The 15,657-nt window shown below is 27.6% G+C and carries 27 protein-coding genes; 19 read left to right on the top strand and 8 right to left on the bottom strand.

Features of this window, described 5'->3' with window-relative positions:
* Nucleotides 1-153: 153 nt before the first annotated feature.
* From I4V51_RS18885 to I4V51_RS18860, 6 genes are all read left to right on the top strand, one after another.
* On the top strand, nt 154-444 hold the full coding sequence (locus I4V51_RS18885) for a hypothetical protein (protein WP_195989985.1): 291 nt from the start codon (nt 154-156) through the stop codon (nt 442-444).
* Between the two features lie 2 nt (nt 445-446).
* Nucleotides 447-695 carry a hypothetical protein gene (locus I4V51_RS18880; protein WP_195989984.1) on the top strand — a complete coding sequence of 83 codons (249 nt, stop codon included), beginning with the start codon at nt 447-449 and terminating at the stop codon, nt 693-695.
* Between the two features lies 1 nt (nt 696).
* Nucleotides 697-1,560 carry a peptidoglycan recognition family protein gene (locus tag I4V51_RS18875; RefSeq protein WP_195989983.1) on the top strand — a complete coding sequence of 288 codons (864 nt, stop codon included), beginning with the start codon at nt 697-699 and terminating at the stop codon, nt 1,558-1,560.
* 166 nt (nt 1,561-1,726) lie between these two features.
* A complete protein-coding gene (locus I4V51_RS18870; protein WP_195989982.1) occupies nt 1,727-2,173 on the top strand; it encodes a hypothetical protein in 447 nt (148 codons plus the stop codon).
* Nucleotides 2,174-2,233: 60 nt separating this feature from the next.
* Nucleotides 2,234-2,665 (top strand): helix-turn-helix domain-containing protein, encoded by a 432-nt coding sequence (locus I4V51_RS18865; protein ID WP_195989981.1) that lies wholly within the window; start codon nt 2,234-2,236, stop codon nt 2,663-2,665.
* Complete coding sequence (locus tag I4V51_RS18860; RefSeq protein ID WP_195989980.1) at nt 2,646-3,263, top strand: hypothetical protein; 618 nt, start codon at nt 2,646-2,648, stop codon at nt 3,261-3,263. Before I4V51_RS18865 ends, I4V51_RS18860 begins: the two co-directional genes overlap by 20 nt.
* A 223-nt stretch (nt 3,264-3,486) precedes the next feature.
* On the opposite strand, the gene I4V51_RS18855 is transcribed toward I4V51_RS18860, so the two are convergent.
* Nucleotides 3,487-3,894, bottom strand: a complete 408-nt coding sequence (locus I4V51_RS18855; protein ID WP_243281565.1) for a metal-dependent hydrolase — start codon at nt 3,892-3,894, stop codon at nt 3,487-3,489.
* A 95-nt stretch (nt 3,895-3,989) separates the two neighbouring features.
* Here I4V51_RS18855 and I4V51_RS18850 point away from each other — a divergent pair, with 95 nt between their 5' ends.
* The 3 genes from I4V51_RS18850 (at nt 3,990) to I4V51_RS18840 (ending at nt 6,646) form a co-directional block, all read left to right on the top strand.
* The gene (locus tag I4V51_RS18850) at nt 3,990-5,288 is read left to right on the top strand and encodes an FtsK/SpoIIIE domain-containing protein (RefSeq protein WP_195989979.1); all 1,299 of its coding nucleotides are present in this window, start codon (nt 3,990-3,992) and stop codon (nt 5,286-5,288) included.
* Nucleotides 5,282-5,863, top strand: a complete 582-nt coding sequence (locus tag I4V51_RS18845; RefSeq protein WP_195989978.1) for a hypothetical protein — start codon at nt 5,282-5,284, stop codon at nt 5,861-5,863. Before I4V51_RS18850 ends, I4V51_RS18845 begins: the two co-directional genes overlap by 7 nt.
* A gap of 315 nt (nt 5,864-6,178) precedes the next feature.
* Nucleotides 6,179-6,646, top strand: a complete 468-nt coding sequence (locus tag I4V51_RS18840) for a hypothetical protein (protein ID WP_195989977.1) — start codon at nt 6,179-6,181, stop codon at nt 6,644-6,646.
* A gap of 75 nt (nt 6,647-6,721) precedes the next feature.
* Here the strand turns inward: I4V51_RS18840 and I4V51_RS18835 are convergent, their stop codons facing one another.
* The 7 genes from I4V51_RS18835 to I4V51_RS18805 all read right to left on the bottom strand — a co-directional run bounded on the left by I4V51_RS18835 (nt 6,722) and on the right by I4V51_RS18805 (nt 10,837).
* On the bottom strand, nt 6,722-7,003 hold the full coding sequence (locus I4V51_RS18835) for a hypothetical protein (RefSeq protein ID WP_195989976.1): 282 nt from the start codon (nt 7,001-7,003) through the stop codon (nt 6,722-6,724).
* A 1-nt stretch (nt 7,004) separates the two neighbouring features.
* A complete protein-coding gene (locus I4V51_RS18830) occupies nt 7,005-7,883 on the bottom strand; it encodes a ParM/StbA family protein (RefSeq protein ID WP_195989975.1) in 879 nt (292 codons plus the stop codon).
* A gap of 243 nt (nt 7,884-8,126) precedes the next feature.
* Nucleotides 8,127-8,432, bottom strand: coding sequence for a helix-turn-helix domain-containing protein (locus I4V51_RS18825; RefSeq protein ID WP_195989974.1), 306 nt, complete (start codon nt 8,430-8,432; stop codon nt 8,127-8,129).
* 9 nt (nt 8,433-8,441) lie between these two features.
* Complete coding sequence (locus I4V51_RS18820) at nt 8,442-8,891, bottom strand: helix-turn-helix domain-containing protein (protein ID WP_195989973.1); 450 nt, start codon at nt 8,889-8,891, stop codon at nt 8,442-8,444.
* Between the two features lie 581 nt (nt 8,892-9,472).
* A complete protein-coding gene (locus tag I4V51_RS18815) occupies nt 9,473-9,766 on the bottom strand; it encodes a helix-turn-helix transcriptional regulator (protein WP_195989972.1) in 294 nt (97 codons plus the stop codon).
* A 103-nt stretch (nt 9,767-9,869) separates the two neighbouring features.
* Nucleotides 9,870-10,064, bottom strand: a complete 195-nt coding sequence (locus I4V51_RS18810) for a helix-turn-helix transcriptional regulator (protein WP_195989971.1) — start codon at nt 10,062-10,064, stop codon at nt 9,870-9,872.
* 398 nt (nt 10,065-10,462) lie between these two features.
* Nucleotides 10,463-10,837 carry a helix-turn-helix transcriptional regulator gene (locus I4V51_RS18805; protein WP_195989970.1) on the bottom strand — a complete coding sequence of 125 codons (375 nt, stop codon included), beginning with the start codon at nt 10,835-10,837 and terminating at the stop codon, nt 10,463-10,465.
* 150 nt (nt 10,838-10,987) lie between these two features.
* Here I4V51_RS18805 and I4V51_RS18800 point away from each other — a divergent pair, with 150 nt between their 5' ends.
* The 10 genes from I4V51_RS18800 (at nt 10,988) to I4V51_RS21430 (ending at nt 15,552) form a co-directional block, all read left to right on the top strand.
* Nucleotides 10,988-11,131: a hypothetical protein gene (locus tag I4V51_RS18800; protein WP_195989969.1), complete on the top strand. Its 144-nt coding sequence runs from the start codon at nt 10,988-10,990 to the stop codon at nt 11,129-11,131.
* Nucleotides 11,132-11,142: 11 nt separating this feature from the next.
* Nucleotides 11,143-11,319 carry a hypothetical protein gene (locus I4V51_RS18795; protein WP_195989968.1) on the top strand — a complete coding sequence of 59 codons (177 nt, stop codon included), beginning with the start codon at nt 11,143-11,145 and terminating at the stop codon, nt 11,317-11,319.
* A 12-nt stretch (nt 11,320-11,331) separates the two neighbouring features.
* Nucleotides 11,332-12,048 carry a helix-turn-helix domain-containing protein gene (locus I4V51_RS18790; RefSeq protein ID WP_195989967.1) on the top strand — a complete coding sequence of 239 codons (717 nt, stop codon included), beginning with the start codon at nt 11,332-11,334 and terminating at the stop codon, nt 12,046-12,048.
* Nucleotides 12,049-12,050: 2 nt separating this feature from the next.
* Nucleotides 12,051-13,367: a replicative DNA helicase gene (gene dnaB / locus I4V51_RS18785; RefSeq protein WP_195989966.1), complete on the top strand. Its 1,317-nt coding sequence runs from the start codon at nt 12,051-12,053 to the stop codon at nt 13,365-13,367.
* Between the two features lie 60 nt (nt 13,368-13,427).
* Entirely contained in the window at nt 13,428-13,706 is a 279-nt protein-coding gene (locus I4V51_RS18780) for a MarR family transcriptional regulator (RefSeq protein WP_195989965.1), read from the top strand.
* A gap of 17 nt (nt 13,707-13,723) precedes the next feature.
* On the top strand, nt 13,724-14,104 hold the full coding sequence (locus I4V51_RS18775) for a YopX family protein (RefSeq protein ID WP_195989964.1): 381 nt from the start codon (nt 13,724-13,726) through the stop codon (nt 14,102-14,104).
* Between the two features lie 27 nt (nt 14,105-14,131).
* Nucleotides 14,132-14,383, top strand: a complete 252-nt coding sequence (locus tag I4V51_RS18770; protein WP_195989963.1) for a hypothetical protein — start codon at nt 14,132-14,134, stop codon at nt 14,381-14,383.
* Nucleotides 14,384-14,487: 104 nt separating this feature from the next.
* Complete coding sequence (ssb, locus tag I4V51_RS18765) at nt 14,488-14,901, top strand: single-stranded DNA-binding protein (RefSeq protein ID WP_195989962.1); 414 nt, start codon at nt 14,488-14,490, stop codon at nt 14,899-14,901.
* A gap of 58 nt (nt 14,902-14,959) precedes the next feature.
* A complete protein-coding gene (dut, locus tag I4V51_RS18760) occupies nt 14,960-15,427 on the top strand; it encodes a dUTP diphosphatase (protein ID WP_243281564.1) in 468 nt (155 codons plus the stop codon).
* Nucleotides 15,424-15,552 carry a hypothetical protein gene (locus tag I4V51_RS21430; RefSeq protein ID WP_279325460.1) on the top strand — a complete coding sequence of 43 codons (129 nt, stop codon included), beginning with the start codon at nt 15,424-15,426 and terminating at the stop codon, nt 15,550-15,552. The genes dut and I4V51_RS21430 overlap by 4 nt, the downstream gene beginning before the upstream one ends.
* Nucleotides 15,553-15,657 lie beyond the last annotated feature (105 nt).

Genomic DNA, 15,657 nt, shown 5'->3' with positions numbered 1-15,657 from the left:
CAAACAGATTTTTCATGTGAAATATTTGATAGCAAAGCTTAAATTTAATTCACAATTGATTTATATTGTTCGTAAAACTAAATCAAAAAAATTAAGAAGTTAGAGTAAAATCTAGCTTCTTTTTTAATATAAAAAAGAAAAGGAAGGTGTAAGATGGAAACAATAAGTATTGCATTAGTTTGTACAGTTGTAGGGGCTATTATAAGTTATGCTACATTTCAAAGAAATAAAGGGCATGACATAAGGGCAGATACTAGAGAAGAGGCTCAAACTAGAGCAAAGCTAGATTATATAGCCACGGCAGTTGATGAAATAAGGCTAGATAATAAAGCTAGAGATAGAGAAGTAACAGAACTTAAAGAGAGAATTATAAGAAATGAAGAAAGTGTAAAATCAGCACATAAGCGTATTGATGGATTAGAAGAAGAAAGAGGAGTGTGTTAATTATGGCAAAAGTATTAAAATCAATTTTAACAAGATTAAATAACAAAGGGACAATTATTTCATTAGCAGCATTAATAGTTTCACTTTTATGTCAATTTGGATTAAACATTGATTCAGATAGGATTTTAGGAATTGTACAAACTATATGTTCAATTTTAATTTTACTAGGATTATTAAATGATCCTACTGAAAATACGAATGCTTACATTCCGGGATTAAGTGATAAATTAATAAAAAAAGAAGGTGAATAGTATGATGCCTATTCAAAAAAAGATAAGTAATTATAATTATTCAAGTAGAAAAGGAAATAGCGTAAAATATATAATTCTTCATTACACAGGAAACAAAGGAGATACAGCTAAGAATAATGTTGATTATTTTTATAATGGAGATAGAAGCGCAAGTGCACATTATTTTGTAGATGATACTTCTATATGGCAATCAGTAGAGGATTATAATGCAGCTTGGGCGGTTGGTGATGGTAAAGGTGCTTATGGAATAACAAATCAAAACTCTATTTCTATAGAAATGTGTTGTAATAGTAATGGAATTATTTCAGAAAAAACAGAATCTAATACAGTTGAGTTGGTTAAGTATTTACAAAAGAAATATAATATTTCTAATAACAATGTAGTAAGGCACTATGATGCTTCAAGAAAGGTTTGCCCGAATTGGTCAGCTGATAATTGGAGTAGATGGACAAGTTTTAAAGATAAATTAAATGGATCATATCAAGGAAAAGAAGAGGAGGATTATAACATGGAACTTTTTTCGGAAAATTGGTATTTAAACAAATATAAAGATGTTGATGAAGCAGTAAAGAAAGGTAGTTATAAAACAGGCTATCATCACTATGTAACAAACGGTAAGACAGAAGGTAGACAAGCATTACCACCAATACCCGTAGAATATAATGAAGGTGCGTATTTAGAATTAAACAAAGATATTAAAGCAGCAGTTGAAAAAGGGACTTATACAAGTGGATTAGAACATTATCTTAAGTATGGTTACTGTGAGAATAGAAAAATATGCAAAGATGATAGCGTAGAAGCTATTAAAAAGAGAGTTGAAGAATTAGAATTAAAGTTAGAAGAAGTAAAGAAAATAGTAGTTTAATTATTTAAGGCTAGTAGGTAGGAGAAATCTTACTTACTAGCCTTTTTTTATTTTGTCGAAAAATAATTTACGAAAATTCGTAAAAAACTATTTACAGCTACTAAATTTCGTAATATAATAATATTGTAAGGTAAATCAAATAAAAAATAAATGGAGGTAAGTTAAAATGACTAAGAAAGAATTAATGATTAAAGCTCACAAAATGGCAAAGGAAATTAAAAATGAATATCCAACAGTTGATTATAAGTTTCAATTAGGTTTATGTTTAGCTTACCTTTATGAGAATGAAGGAGATGTTAAAATGGTAGAATTAAAGGGTAGTGAAAAGCAAATAGTTTGGGCAGAGGAAATAAGAGAAGTGGTTTTAGAAATGGCTGAAAGAACAGTAGAAGGAGCTACAGCTAGATATAACGAAAAGCAAAATAAGGCTAGAACTAGAAGAATGAACGAGACTATTGAATTATTAGAAAAATTTAAGAACGAAGAAAGTGCAAAATTCTTTATTGATAATTTTAAAGGGCTTTTAAATACTAAGAAAGAGTTAATTAAAGTAGGTATAGAAGACAAAGAAAGATTGGCTTGTGAATATGTTTATTGTTTAGAAAGATTATAAAGTAAAGAGTTTGCTAGTTCTCTAAAAACTAGCACATAATCAAAATTGGAGGAATGTTTTATGAATAAATTAGTTGGAGTTAGATGGGGAGATTTATTAGATATTACAAAAGAGGATTTATTAGAAAGATCAAATTGTATAGATGGAATTAATGGAAATTTAGTTAATGATGGTGAGTGTATAATTGATTTAACTAATGATTTATCAGTAGCTGGAACTATTGTTGAGGGAGAAATTATAATTAACGATGATGCTATAATATATAATCCCGAACAAGGTATTTTGTTAGAATCTAAAAAAGTAAACTTTGAAATAAATAATATAATGACTGTTAGTGAAGCAGCTGATATATGGGGTAAAACAGAAGGAGCAATAAGAGCAGCTATAAAGGCTAAGAAGTTTATCGTTGGGGTAGATTATAGAAAGGCTAAAGGAACTACTTTAATTACAAAAGAAGCTATGGAGAGAGTTTATGGGAAGAAAGGGGTATAAAATAGGAGATGTTATAGGTAATTTTACTGTAACTGATATAGATAAAAGCAAGGAAAGGATTATTTATACTTGTAAATGCATATGTGGGAATGAAAGATTATATACTTCACTACAAATTTTAAGAAATAAAAGTTGTGGTTGTATGAGAGTAAAAAGTGATTTAATTGGAAAGCAATTTGGTAAATTAACGGTATTAAATTTTATTGAAAGAAAAGGAAGACATAGTTATTTTAAATGTATTTGTGAGTGCGGAAATGAAAAAACAGCAACTAGACAGGATTTGATATCAAATAATACTCGAAGCTGTGGTTGCTCTAGAGAAGATAATATAAAAAAAGTATCAAAATTAAATAAAATAGAAGGTACTAATGTTGGATATTTAAAAAGTTCAAAATTGAGTAAAGCTAATAAAAGTGGGTGTAGGGGAGTTTGTCAAATTTCAGATGGCAGATGGCAGGCTCAAATAATGTTTAAAGGAAAAAACTATAAATTAGGTAGATTTAAAGAAAAAGATGATGCAATTAAAGCAAGAAAAGAAGCAGAAGAAAAGTTACACAAAGAGTTTTTAAGGAGATTGGATAAAAGGCATAGTAGGTAGGAGAAATCTTACTTACTAGCTTTTTTTATTTTTTTTACGTTTAATAATTAATTTATTAAAGCAAAAATAAAACTGCGCACAATTCTGAAAAAGCGAAGTTTTTTATAAGAATGGCTTGTTTACTAGCTTTAATAGTAACAAACATTATAATTTAATAGCAATTCGGATAAATCACGCAGTTTTTTAGGATAAAATACGCAGTTTTATATTTTAAATACTAAATTTATTTAATTTTTATCATTTCTGAAATTATATAGATGGCAACTAATAAAATAAATAGATCTTCAGCTCCAGAAGCATAAATAAGCTTTGCTCCATACTTTTTTTTAACAAATGGATAAAAGAAAGGTACACCCATCTTTGTAAAACTATCCGCTATAAGATGTAATCCATAAGCTATAAACCACAATATCGCCATATCTATATTAAATATTCCAACTAAAACGCTACTTATTAATAAAAACAATAAACTATGTGTTATTGTTCTATGTTTTATACCTAAATATAAATCCCAATCTGGTGCCACAGAACCTACAATAGCACCAGCCATAGAAATATAAGACAAATCTAAATATTTTATTACTGGAATTGCTATAGCTATTCCGATAGCCGTATGAGTTCTACCCATCATAAATTATCACCTCAAATTTTATTTTTCCCAACTGTAATTATTTTTAAACTGTAGCATAAAATGTAGTATGAAATATTTTTTAAGAGGTTGTATTTATGGATTTAATTAGCTTATCCCTAATAACTGGTGGGGTTATTTTAGCAAAAGAAGGTAGTAGTTATTTATTAAACAGATTAAACATAACTGCTTACAGATGGAATAAAACAATGGCCAACTTAAAGCTTAATTTTAAAATTATAAAAAATAAGCCAATAAAAAATGGAGTGGAATTAACAGTTAAATCTCCAGCAGGTAAAAGTTATAAAGATTTAGAAAAACATATTGATTCCCTAGAAAGCTCCTTAAGAGGAATTATAACAATAGAAGATATAAGATTCACAGATTTAATTAAAATAGAAGTAATAAATGAGGAATTAAAAAATTATGATTTTATTCCAGTAAAATCACCAAACAATTTGATTTTTATAGGCAAAAATTTTAGTGAAAAAAATTTCTTTATAGATATAGAAAAGGATCCACACATACTTATAGGGGGAATGACAGGAACAGGGAAAACATTCTTATTATCTTCAATATTAACAAATTTGATATATAACAATTCTAACAGTATAGATTTATATATAAGTCAAATTATTAAAGGAGAAATAGGTCAATTTTCTAATTGCAAACCTGTAAAGTTTGTTGGTAATACCTTAGAAGAAGTAAGCATAATGCTAGAAAAAGTAGCTAAAAAGGTTGACGAGAGATGTCGTAAGTTCAATTCACAAGGTTATAAAAATCTAAGCCATTACAATAAAAATAACAAAAATAAATTAAAAAGAATTTATTTTGTAATAGAAGAAGTATCATTTTTTATAGCAAGTGATAGTGATCCTGATGAAATAAAACAATTAAAAAATAAATGTTGGACAAATATATTAACTATCGTTAAAGCTGGGAGAGCTGCAGGAGTACATTTCCTTAGTGTTACCCAAAGAAGTACTGTTGCCAATATTCCAAGTGAGGTTAAATCCCAAATGTGCTGCATAACATTAAGACAGCGTTCTAAAAGAGATAGTGAAAATATAATAGAAGATTCAGGTGCAGTTAAGCTTAAAGAAAGAGAATGTTTAATTCTTGGTTCACAAGGGCTAGATATGGTGAAAGTCCCTTCAATAGATGAAAACTATGAAATACTACAAAAGTATGTAAAAGAAATTATAGTTCCAAATAAACCACATAAACCACAACAAAAAATAAAAAAATTAGAAGTAGAAGAAGTTAAGTTTACTCATACGCCAATAAATCTAGATAAAGATAAAATAATTTTCTTAGAAGCTGCAACAGAAAAGGAAACTAAGAATGAAATAAAAGAAAATAAAAAAAGTGAAAGGAAAGGTAGAGTTAAATGTTAATGCAAAGAGATAAGCTAATATTAAAACATATAGAACAATATAGAGGAATAACTATAAAACAAGCTCAATATTTATTTTTTAATAAATCATATGAAAATGCAAGAAGGAGACTATCAGACCTTGAAAATAAAATGGGATTAGTAAAAAGTTATAAATCTAACTATAGTAAAGAAAAAGTCTTTATATTAGATAAAAAGATAAGCGACCATGATTTAATAACATTAGATTACTTAAAATTTTTAGCAGCTAATGATTGTGAAATAGTAGAAGTTAAAATGCAACCAAAATACCTTAAAGGAATAATAAGAGCTGATGCATTTGTAATATTCAAAAAAGATGGTTATAAATATTTTACTATTTTAGAAGTTGATTATACTCATTATACGGAAAATACTAAATTCCAGCTATACGAAAAACTTTATAGAGATAAAGAACTAGAAGTTAAATGCGAGGGGACATTTCCTATCCTAATAGTTGCTCGTCCAACTCCTGGAGTAAGATACAATAGCAAGAACTTTGAGATAATCTATACTGATTTAAATTATGATAATTTATCAACTCACTTATTTTCATAATTCACGCCCTCAATATCTTTTTATTGGGGGTTTTGTTTTAGGCTATTACTAGCTTAGCACCTATAGGTTTGTTGGGTAATATTCTTACATACAATATCTTGTACTAAATCAAATAACAAAGCATATATTATAATATAAAACTTCAAATCCAAAGACAACACCTATACAAAACATTCATAAAATCTATTCAAAACATTATTAGTAAATCTATAGACGGAAAGTCGAAAGGTTAACCGATTGGCACGCCATGAGGCATGAAAGGAGGAACATTATCCCGTAAGGGTAGAAGAAATAAAAAACAGGAGTGATGATAAAATGACAAACTTATTAACCATCTTTATAGGAGCTCTGCTAATAAAAGCAGTTATATTAATGTTACCTACTCTAATTAGAATAGGTATTAGAAAACATATTCCCTATAAAAAATATACAGCAGAAGAAGTTATTGCATGTAATCACATGAAGCCAGATCTATACTATACAAATCAGCTAAAGGAGAAAGAAAATAAATATAAAGTAAAAAATGAAAATATATCATTTAATTTTTCAAAAGCTGATAAAGATATACAACTTCTATTTCTAAAAGAATTGATAAGATCTAAGCTTAAAAATAAACAATTAAGTAGAAATAAAGTTTTAGCTATTAGAAATTTTTTAGAAAGTAATTTAGGAGTAGAAAAAAATAAAAAGTTTGCGAATGACTTACATGCTATTTATCACTATTTAAAGTCAGCAGCTTTAACAAGTGAGCATATAAGCGCAATCACAAACTTAATAAATTAATCATTTCAGAAAGGATACTTAAAATAAGTTTATCCTTTCTTTTTTATTATTTCCAATATATATATTTTTTATACATTAACATGGGTAGTCATTAGCTTCATCTGAATTACAATAAGAATTATGATTATATTCTATTTCTATATTCTCTACTTCCTTCATTTCAGAATTACTTTGTACAGGAACATCAACACGTTGAACAAGGCCTTTTTCCTGAAGCATTTGTAAGTAAAGTAAATCCTTTACTAACCCTCCAAAGCTTGAAAACTTACTATCTAGCCAATCACTAATTTCCTTTTCCTTTTCATCATCAAGATTAAAATATACTGGTTTCATTATTCTAGTCTTTTGTTTACTCAATTTATTCACCCCATTTAGCTAACATGAAATTATAATATCCTAAAACATTAGAATATAAAGAGTCTTTTAACATACAGTTTTTTCCGAAGAATTTATCTAATTGAACACTTCCTAAATCAATAGAACCTCCACCAGTTAAGAACCATGTGTACAGATCTATATCTATTTTATAGATTTTAGCTTCATTTATAATTTTATTAATTAAACCTTCCTTTTCTTCATCTGATATTTCTATTCTTCCGTTATCAAGTAAATTTTCTATAGTATTTATATTATAGTCTTTCCCACTACGCTTTATATCACTTAATATATTATTTTTTAAATCTAATAATCCAAAATTTAAAGTACAAACCTTATCTTGTTTACCATTTATAAATGTAGCTATATTAACAGTTCTTCCTCCAATATCAATTATTCCTAAGTTTCCGTTAGTGTTTCTAATAGCTCTTGGAATCGCAAAATATGAAGCAAATCCTTCTCCTATAACTCCAATATTAGTTATTTTGACTTTTCTCTCCTTATTTCTATATTTAAATTTAAATTCTTTATTTAATAATTGTGCCTTAAATATATCTCTTAATCCACTAACATGTTCTGCTGGTGCTCCCATCATTATTTCTATTTCTTCATCTTCTGTAGCTCTAGCTATAGCACATAATAGTAAAGGTAAGTAGTCCTTTTCTGTTTTATTAAATTCAAAATCATAATTTCCTTGCTCTATGGAATATTTAACTCCTCCAATTTCAACAACTTCTGCACTTGAATAATCTTGTTGTTCTTCGTCGGTAAATCTAGATTGAAAGCTATCAAACTCAACCTTATCTCCTTTTTTATAGGCTAATTTAATATTTCTGTTCCCTAAATCAATTGCAATCTTCATAATATACACATCTCCCCGTAACATTATTTGTAATTATTTAATATCTTATAATATTATTTGATATTATTTACAAAATAAATTATATTCTATTAGGAGCAATATGTCAATATCAAATAATATCTTATAATATTATTTAATATCACAAGATATTATTTAACATCACAACTTATTCTGCATAATATAAAAAAAAGAGAATACCAAGATTCTCTTTTTATCTGTTTAGCCCAACTTAATTCCCTATAATTATTTAAGAATATATGAATTGGTCAATTGTCCGCCAAATTTATCTGTATTCTTTTCTATTTCAATTAATCCTTTGTTTTTTAATGATTTCAACAACGCTATTATAGTCTTTGAACTCATACCACTATCAGATGTTAATTCCCTTTTTATTGATGGGTTGCACCTATTAGATCCTTGCGGACAATGAGAAGCTAGTATTAAATACATCATTTTTTCATTACCAGTTAAATTAGGATTTCTTATAAAGTCATTACTTACTAAAGTTTCTCCATTAATCTTAATAATATTTTTTTTGATATCACTCATAATAGCCTCCTATATAACTTTTTTTACGCCTTTTCTTGATCCCTGCTTCAACTGTTTAGCTTGAGCATCTGCCACCATCTTTTTTCTTTTTATGTATTCTAAACTTTCAGTAATAAATAGTCCTGTTTCGTGATTAAGCTTTGATAGATAATACGTATTACTTTTTCTTCTACCTGTTTCATCAAATTCCGGTACTATAGTAATTACACCTTTTTCTTCTAAGCTCTTTAAAGTTAAACTTAAAGTACTATTACTTTTTATATTGGCTCTTTTCATTATTTTAGCTTGAGATGGATAACAAGCACTAGAGTTAATTGCAAAGCTTTTTAATGCTAAATATACCATTTTCTCAGTTCCTGTATAAGCTTCTTGTTCCATCAATGCAATATGATAAGGAACAAATAAATTAGCTTTATCTAAGTCGACCACTATATTACGATTATCTATACTATCATTCATTCTCTCACCCTCCCTAAGTAGTAATGTAACATGGGTATAACTTAATGTTACCTTGTAAGTCATTTTATGTCAATATTAAATTTTATTTTATTTTATCCACAGCTTATCCACACATCATAACCCCTATTCGAAAATCGCATAGCTTAGCTATGCGAAAATCGCATAGAGGGTCTATGCGAAAATCGCATAGGGGTCTATTCGAAAATCGCATAGTAGTCTATGCGAAAATCGCATAGGGGGTCTATGCGAAAATCGCATACATAAATATATAAATATATAAAATATATAAATTAAAATATATAAATTAAAATATATAAATATATGAAATAGATAAATTAGAAATAGAAAATATTTATATTATAATATAGGTGATTTTTATGTATTAAATTGTAATTGTAGATATAAACATCATTCCATTCATTTCTATGCTATAGCTTTAAATATTTCTTTAAGGGAGTACAGGCTTGATATATGTCTAATGCCAATAAAGATACCTTTAAATAACAAACGCTCTTAAAATGCCTTGTAGTCAATTTAAATGCTATAAAAAAAGCATATCTTAATTATTTTTAAGATACACTTTATTCTTTTTCTATTTTGTATTTTTTTAAAGTTTCATATATACCCATAATGGCATCTACATTTTTTTCATTCTCTAAAGCAAAATTATATTTATGTTTTGTTCTTCCCAAAAGGTAATCACAACTAACCTCAAAATAATTTGCTATAACAACTAATGTTTCTATATCAATCCGCCTATTTCCACTTTCCCAATTAGCTAATGTTGATCTAGAAATATTAAGTACAGCTGCAAGATCTTCTTGATTCATATCTTTATCCATTCTTAGTTCTGCTATAATCTCACCTATATTCATAATATCCCTCCAAAGAATATTATAGGCTATAGGTGAGTTAAAGTTTATAATATTGCATTACGAAACAATTAACATTCAAAAGTTTCATTATGAAACAATAATTCTATAGTTTAGCTATAAACTTAAAAACTTCTACAGGGTCTAACTCTAATATTAAAGATAGGTCTAATATTTTACTAACGGACAGAGATTTAGTTTTTCTAGTTTCTATCTTAGAAACATATGATTGGCTTATTCCTAGATATGAACCTAATTCCTTTTGGGTCAAATTTTTATTAAATCTAGCTTTTTGTATCATGCAATAACCTTTGATGCTTAATAAATTTCCGACAATAAATATTATGCTTCGAGCGATTAACAAGAAGTTCTACATAATATTTTAATTAAATTTTATTAATAAACAATAGTTTTAATAAATTACATACATTTACTACAAATGTAAAAAATATGTCGAGATATTCCTGTCAGGAATACGTTTTTGGTTTATAATACAAATATAGGATTTAACTTGAACAAATGTTCGAATTAATATATAATTTTTATTATAAATACAAAAGGGGATGTTTGTATGAAAAACATTAAAATGGAATTGATAGAATTAATAGAGAAAATTGATGATGAAAAAATTTTAAAAAATCTAAAATTTTATGTATCTGGATACATATTAAATAAAAAAAGTAGAGAATAATTATTTCTCTACTTTTTTTCATTCTTTTTTTTAAGTCCTTCAACAAGATTTGTTACTATCATCCAATCAAGTTCATCTTCTAGTTCTAACATTGATTTTATAAATTTCTTTTTATAATCACAATCTTCAGCCATAAGAGCTCCCATTAAATAAGCAAACTCTTCATCTTCTGTCATTGGATTAAACATTTCTCCTTCACCATAACGCAACCAGTTTTCATTAACATTGTATGTAGAACATATTAAAGATACATTCCTATCTGTTAAGTTAATTATTCCATTTTCTATATTTCCTATAGATGCGTTACTTAGTCCTATTTTAGAACCGAAATCTTGTTGAGTTAACTTAAGAGATTTTCTTAACTCTCTTAATCTTTTATTCAAAAGAATCACCTCAAGATAATTGTACATTTAATAAATTCTATTGTCAAGAGTTTTAAAAAGGATAAAATTCTAAAAATAAAACAATAAATCCTTGACAATAGAAAAAATGTGAAATAAAATTAAACTAACAAGAATTTTGGAGGTGGATTTATGGATATAAAAAAGAAAGAAGAACTTTTAAAGGCTAATCTTAAGATTTTTGACGAATTAAATGATTCGGATATTAACTATATTTTAGGATATGTATCAGGATTGGCAAATGCTAAAAAAAATATATCAAAAAAGGTAAGTTAGGAGTGGGATGAATGATTAAGAATTTACTTTGTGATTTAAAGAAATCAACAACAAAAGAAGAATTTAATTTAATACTTAAAATAGCAAAAGAGGATATTTCTTTTCATAAAAAAATTGGTACAAGCTACTCAGTTGAAAGAGTAGCATCTGTATTAAATCAAACTGCAATTTTAGTAACAAGACTATAGCAAGGAGATAATATGAATAAAAATTACTATGCTGTTATACCTGCAAATGTACGATATGATAAAGATTTAACAGCTAATGCAAAATTACTTTATGGAGAAATGACAGCATTAAGCAATGAAAAGGGATATTGTTGGGCTACTAATTCATATTTTGCTAATTTATACAATGTTAAGAATGAAACTGTTTCAAGATGGGTTAGTCAACTTATAAAAAAAGGATATATAAGATCAGTAATAGTTTATAAAGATGGAACTAAAGAAATAGATTCAAGAAGATTGTATATAGGGAATATACCTATTGATAAAAATATCAATACCTATTGTCAAGAAAGTCAAAACCCTATCGACAAAAATATCAATACCCCTATTGATAAAAAAGTCAAAGAGAATACTACAATATATAATAATACAATTAATAATATATATAGTGCAAATGATGCACAAGATATTTGGGAGTTATATCCAAACAAAAAAGGGAAAGCTCAAGCCATGAAGAAAATACCCAAATTATTAGCAACTTTAGGTAAAGATGTTCTTGCTGAATGTGTTAAAAAATATTCAGCTGAGGTTAAAGGTAAAGATAAGCAATTTATACTTAATGGCTCAACATTTTTTAATGGTAGATACGAGGATTACTTAGATGATGCAATAGAAGCTGGCAGTAAAGCGAATGATAATAATGAAGTTAATGAGAATAAATATATATTTAATTTAAGTGAGGATATGTAATTATGAGAGAAGATGTATTAAGAGAATTACCAAGTAGCTTAGAAGCTGAGCAAGCATTAATTTCTAGTATGATAAATATTCCTAGTAAGATACAAGAGGTTGAAGATATTTTAAGTGTAGATGACTTTTATTGGGATAGGCATAAGCAAATTTATAAAAACATTAAAGAGTTATCCAGAAGAGATAGCGAAGTGGATCTTGTTACATTACTTGAAGAAATTAAAAATAACGGAGATATAAAAAGCTGTGGTGGAATTTCTTATATTAGTGATATTGCAGGTAGTGGATTTTATGGAGCTAACGTTGAAGGATATATAAAAATAATCAAAGAAAAATCTGATAGAAGAAAATTAATAAAGACAGGAAGAGAGCTTATTGGCAAATGTTATGATGGCGAAGATTTAGATAATCTAATAGGTTTTGTTGAAGATAATGTGTACAAGGTGTCTAATTCTAAAGATTCAAGTGAAATAGTTGATATAAGCCAAGCTGTTAATGATGTATTAACAAGAATTGAGCAGAATTATCAAAATGGAGGGAAAATCTTAGGAGTCTCTACGGGATATGAAGAATTAGATAAAACGATATCAGGATTACAAAAAGGTGACTTTATAATAACTGCAGCTAGACCATCAATGGGGAAAACAGCATTTGCACTTAATATAGGGCAATATGCATCAAGGGAAAGTAGTGTTGCAATATTTTCATTAGAAATGACAAGAGATCAATTAATGGAAAGACTATTAGCAGCAAAGTGTTTAGTTGATTTTAGTGCTATTAAAACAGGAAAATTAACTGATGAACAGTTCTTAAAAATAGCTAATGCATCAACTGATTTAAGTAATAGAAAAATATTTATTGATGATAAAGCAACATCATTAGCAGATATTAAGGCTAAATGTAGAAATTTAAAGGTTAAAAAGGGGCTTGATGTAGTTATAATAGATTATTTACAACTAATAGAGAGCACTGAAAAATCTTATTCTAGAGAGCAAGAAATAGCGAAGATATCAAGAGAGCTTAAGAAGATGGCCAAAAAGTTAGATGTAACAATTATTGCATTAGCACAATTATCAAGAGCACCAGAGGCAAGAGCTGACAGAAGACCAATACTATCTGATTTAAGAGAATCAGGCTCAATAGAACAGGATGCAGATATTATATTAATGCTTTATAGAGATGAATATTACAACAAAGAATCAGAAGATAAGAATATAGCTGAAATTATAGTAGGAAAGAATAGAAATGGTGAAGTAAAGAGTATAAAGTTAGGGTGGTTTGGCAACTATCAAAGATTTGCAGCATTAGATAGAAGATAATAAGTTGACTAAATACTCTACATATATAGATAAAATTATCTACTAAATTAAGGAGTAAAAATGAAAACTGAATATATAGATTATTTAACAACTTTAGATATAAGCGGACAGAGCTTTAGAATTTTACTAGCTTTAAATATAAAAGAGCACACTCAAACTCAAATACAAGAAAAATTAAACATACAAGATAAAGCACAAGTGAATAAATTATTTAAAGATCTAAGCAATAGAGGATTGATAGAAATATCTAAAGTAGAAGGGAGAAATAAATTTTATAAAGCTGTAAAAGATGTTAAAAGACTAAGAATTAATATACCAGGACAGCAAAGAATGTTTTAAAAGGAGATGAGAAGGTTATGGCAGAGATAAAATTCAAAATTTATGATAAGAACAGAAAAAGGCTTATAAGTGGGACTGGTTATAGCATAACAGGAGATGGGGAAGTGCAAACATTTAATAGTCATGGAGTAGCAGAAGGAACAGTTAATAATAGACATTTAAAGCCAGTTTTATATTCAGGAAAGAAAGATATTACAGGAAGAGATATTTACGAAGGCTTTATAGTAGAGAGAAAAGCAGGAGCACCAGGAGATGAAGAGATAACAGGAGTAGTTATTTTAGATGAATGTCAATGGTGGATTGAAAATAAAGAAGAACAAAGAGCAGTAGCATTATTTTCTGAAACAGCAGAAGATAAAATTATAGGAAATGTATATGAAAAAGAGTATTTTGTCTAGAAAGATAAAGATTAAAAGGGTGATATGATGTTTGAAAAAATAAAGAGAAATTTATTCAAATTTTTTAAAAGTAGCTGGTATGGTGAAAGTAAAAATAAAGATGAAAATGAAATAGGATTAAATCTAATATCAGAAAATGAAGAAAAGGTTTTTGTAGAACAAAAGGCTATAGATCCAAGAGAAAGAGCAAGAAAAAAATTTCAAATGATAGCTAAAAGAACGAAAAGTTGGAGAATAAGAGAGAAAAATATAAAAAGGTTAGTGGATTATTATGATTGATTTAGATATGAAAGTAATAGAGAAAGCAGTTAAATATTATTTTGCTGGTTATAGTGCTAAAGAAGCTATAAGAAAGGCAATAAATGAAAATGAAGGAGAGATAAATGAATAAAGTAGTACTTATAGGCAGAACAACTAAAAGTCCAGAACTAAGATATGCACCAGGAACAGGAACTGCAGTATGCAGATTTACATTAGCAGTAAATAGACCTTACAAGAAAGATGAAACAGATTTTATTAATTGTGTAGCATTTGGAAAGATTGCAGAGACTATAGCTCAATATGTTTTAAAAGGTAGACAAGTAGCTATAACTGGAAGTATTAGAACAGGTTCATATGAGAATAATGCAGGGAATAAAATTTATACAACTGATGTTGTATTGGATGGCTTTGAATTTATAGGAAATAGTAATTCAAGTAATAATCAAGGTAATTCAGGAACATGGAATCAATCAGAAGATACAGGAATGGGATTTGGTGTAGAAGAACCAATTGATGATGGAGATATGCCTTTTTAGGTAACAAGATTTAATATAGTACAAGCAATTAACAGTTTAAAATGAAAGGATGAAATTTATGATAAAAATAAAGAAATTGATAGAAGATGCAATTATTCCTCATACGAGCAGGGAAGGAGATGCTTGTTATGATTTATATACTATAAGGGATTATAATGTACAAGCTTATGAAACAGTTGTTATACCTACAGGAATAGCAATAGAGCTTCCAGTTGAGTATGAAGCTGAAATAAGGCCTAGAAGTGGAATAAGCTTAAAGGGTGTACTTGCTTATGATGGTTTTATGGGAAGAATGGATAATTTTAAATGTACAATAATTCAAGGGACTATAGATAGTAATTATAGAGGAGAAATAGGAATTATATTCAGAAATGAAACTATGTGTGATATTACAATTAAAAAACATACCAAGCTAGCTCAAATGAAAATAAATTATGTTCCAGATGTTGAGTTAGTAGAAGTTGAAGAGCTATCAAATAGTAATCGTGGAACTAATGGCTTTGGTAGTAGTGGAGTGATTAAATGATTATTGATGAATTAATAAAAGATTTTAGAGATAAGAATATCGTTGTTGATAAGAAGCGAAAAGATATTTTAGAGCAGGATTATAAGGAACCGTATGTTTCAAGACCAAGAAAGAAAAAGAAATAATTATGTAATGAACAATTTGAAAATATTGCGAAGGAAGTGAATATTTTTGACAATTGAACAGGTAAAAAAGTTAAAGGCAATGGTTGTTGAAGTAGAGCTAATAAA

It is taken from the genome of Clostridium sp. D53t1_180928_C8, from assembly GCF_015667795.1.
GTDB lineage: Bacteria > Bacillota > Clostridia > Clostridiales > Clostridiaceae > Clostridium.
The sequence above is the reverse complement of the archived record's forward strand: the minus strand, read 5'-3'. Positions and strand labels throughout refer to the sequence as shown.

Excerpts from the sequence above, each read along its gene's own strand:
- I4V51_RS18885 (WP_195989985.1), top strand. The coding sequence starts at position 154 with ATGGAAACAATAAGTATTGCATTAGTTTGTACAGTTGTAGGGGCTATT.
- I4V51_RS18880 (WP_195989984.1), top strand. The coding sequence starts at position 447 with ATGGCAAAAGTATTAAAATCAATTTTAACAAGATTAAATAACAAAGGG.
- I4V51_RS18875 (WP_195989983.1), top strand. The coding sequence starts at position 697 with ATGATGCCTATTCAAAAAAAGATAAGTAATTATAATTATTCAAGTAGA.
- I4V51_RS18870 (WP_195989982.1), top strand. The coding sequence starts at position 1,727 with ATGACTAAGAAAGAATTAATGATTAAAGCTCACAAAATGGCAAAGGAA.
- I4V51_RS18865 (WP_195989981.1), top strand. The coding sequence starts at position 2,234 with ATGAATAAATTAGTTGGAGTTAGATGGGGAGATTTATTAGATATTACA.
- I4V51_RS18860 (WP_195989980.1), top strand. The coding sequence starts at position 2,646 with ATGGGAAGAAAGGGGTATAAAATAGGAGATGTTATAGGTAATTTTACT.
- I4V51_RS18855 (WP_243281565.1), bottom strand. The coding sequence starts at position 3,894 with ATGATGGGTAGAACTCATACGGCTATCGGAATAGCTATAGCAATTCCA.
- I4V51_RS18850 (WP_195989979.1), top strand. The coding sequence starts at position 3,990 with ATGGATTTAATTAGCTTATCCCTAATAACTGGTGGGGTTATTTTAGCA.
- I4V51_RS18845 (WP_195989978.1), top strand. The coding sequence starts at position 5,282 with ATGTTAATGCAAAGAGATAAGCTAATATTAAAACATATAGAACAATAT.
- I4V51_RS18840 (WP_195989977.1), top strand. The coding sequence starts at position 6,179 with ATGACAAACTTATTAACCATCTTTATAGGAGCTCTGCTAATAAAAGCA.
- I4V51_RS18830 (WP_195989975.1), bottom strand. The coding sequence starts at position 7,883 with ATGAAGATTGCAATTGATTTAGGGAACAGAAATATTAAATTAGCCTAT.
- I4V51_RS18825 (WP_195989974.1), bottom strand. The coding sequence starts at position 8,432 with ATGAGTGATATCAAAAAAAATATTATTAAGATTAATGGAGAAACTTTA.
- I4V51_RS18820 (WP_195989973.1), bottom strand. The coding sequence starts at position 8,891 with ATGAATGATAGTATAGATAATCGTAATATAGTGGTCGACTTAGATAAA.
- I4V51_RS18815 (WP_195989972.1), bottom strand. The coding sequence starts at position 9,766 with ATGAATATAGGTGAGATTATAGCAGAACTAAGAATGGATAAAGATATG.
- I4V51_RS18810 (WP_195989971.1), bottom strand. The coding sequence starts at position 10,064 with ATGATACAAAAAGCTAGATTTAATAAAAATTTGACCCAAAAGGAATTA.
- I4V51_RS18800 (WP_195989969.1), top strand. The coding sequence starts at position 10,988 with ATGGATATAAAAAAGAAAGAAGAACTTTTAAAGGCTAATCTTAAGATT.
- I4V51_RS18795 (WP_195989968.1), top strand. The coding sequence starts at position 11,143 with ATGATTAAGAATTTACTTTGTGATTTAAAGAAATCAACAACAAAAGAA.
- I4V51_RS18790 (WP_195989967.1), top strand. The coding sequence starts at position 11,332 with ATGAATAAAAATTACTATGCTGTTATACCTGCAAATGTACGATATGAT.
- dnaB (WP_195989966.1), top strand. The coding sequence starts at position 12,051 with ATGAGAGAAGATGTATTAAGAGAATTACCAAGTAGCTTAGAAGCTGAG.
- I4V51_RS18780 (WP_195989965.1), top strand. The coding sequence starts at position 13,428 with ATGAAAACTGAATATATAGATTATTTAACAACTTTAGATATAAGCGGA.
- I4V51_RS18775 (WP_195989964.1), top strand. The coding sequence starts at position 13,724 with ATGGCAGAGATAAAATTCAAAATTTATGATAAGAACAGAAAAAGGCTT.
- I4V51_RS18770 (WP_195989963.1), top strand. The coding sequence starts at position 14,132 with ATGTTTGAAAAAATAAAGAGAAATTTATTCAAATTTTTTAAAAGTAGC.
- ssb (WP_195989962.1), top strand. The coding sequence starts at position 14,488 with ATGAATAAAGTAGTACTTATAGGCAGAACAACTAAAAGTCCAGAACTA.
- dut (WP_243281564.1), top strand. The coding sequence starts at position 14,960 with ATGATAAAAATAAAGAAATTGATAGAAGATGCAATTATTCCTCATACG.
- I4V51_RS21430 (WP_279325460.1), top strand. The coding sequence starts at position 15,424 with ATGATTATTGATGAATTAATAAAAGATTTTAGAGATAAGAATATCGTT.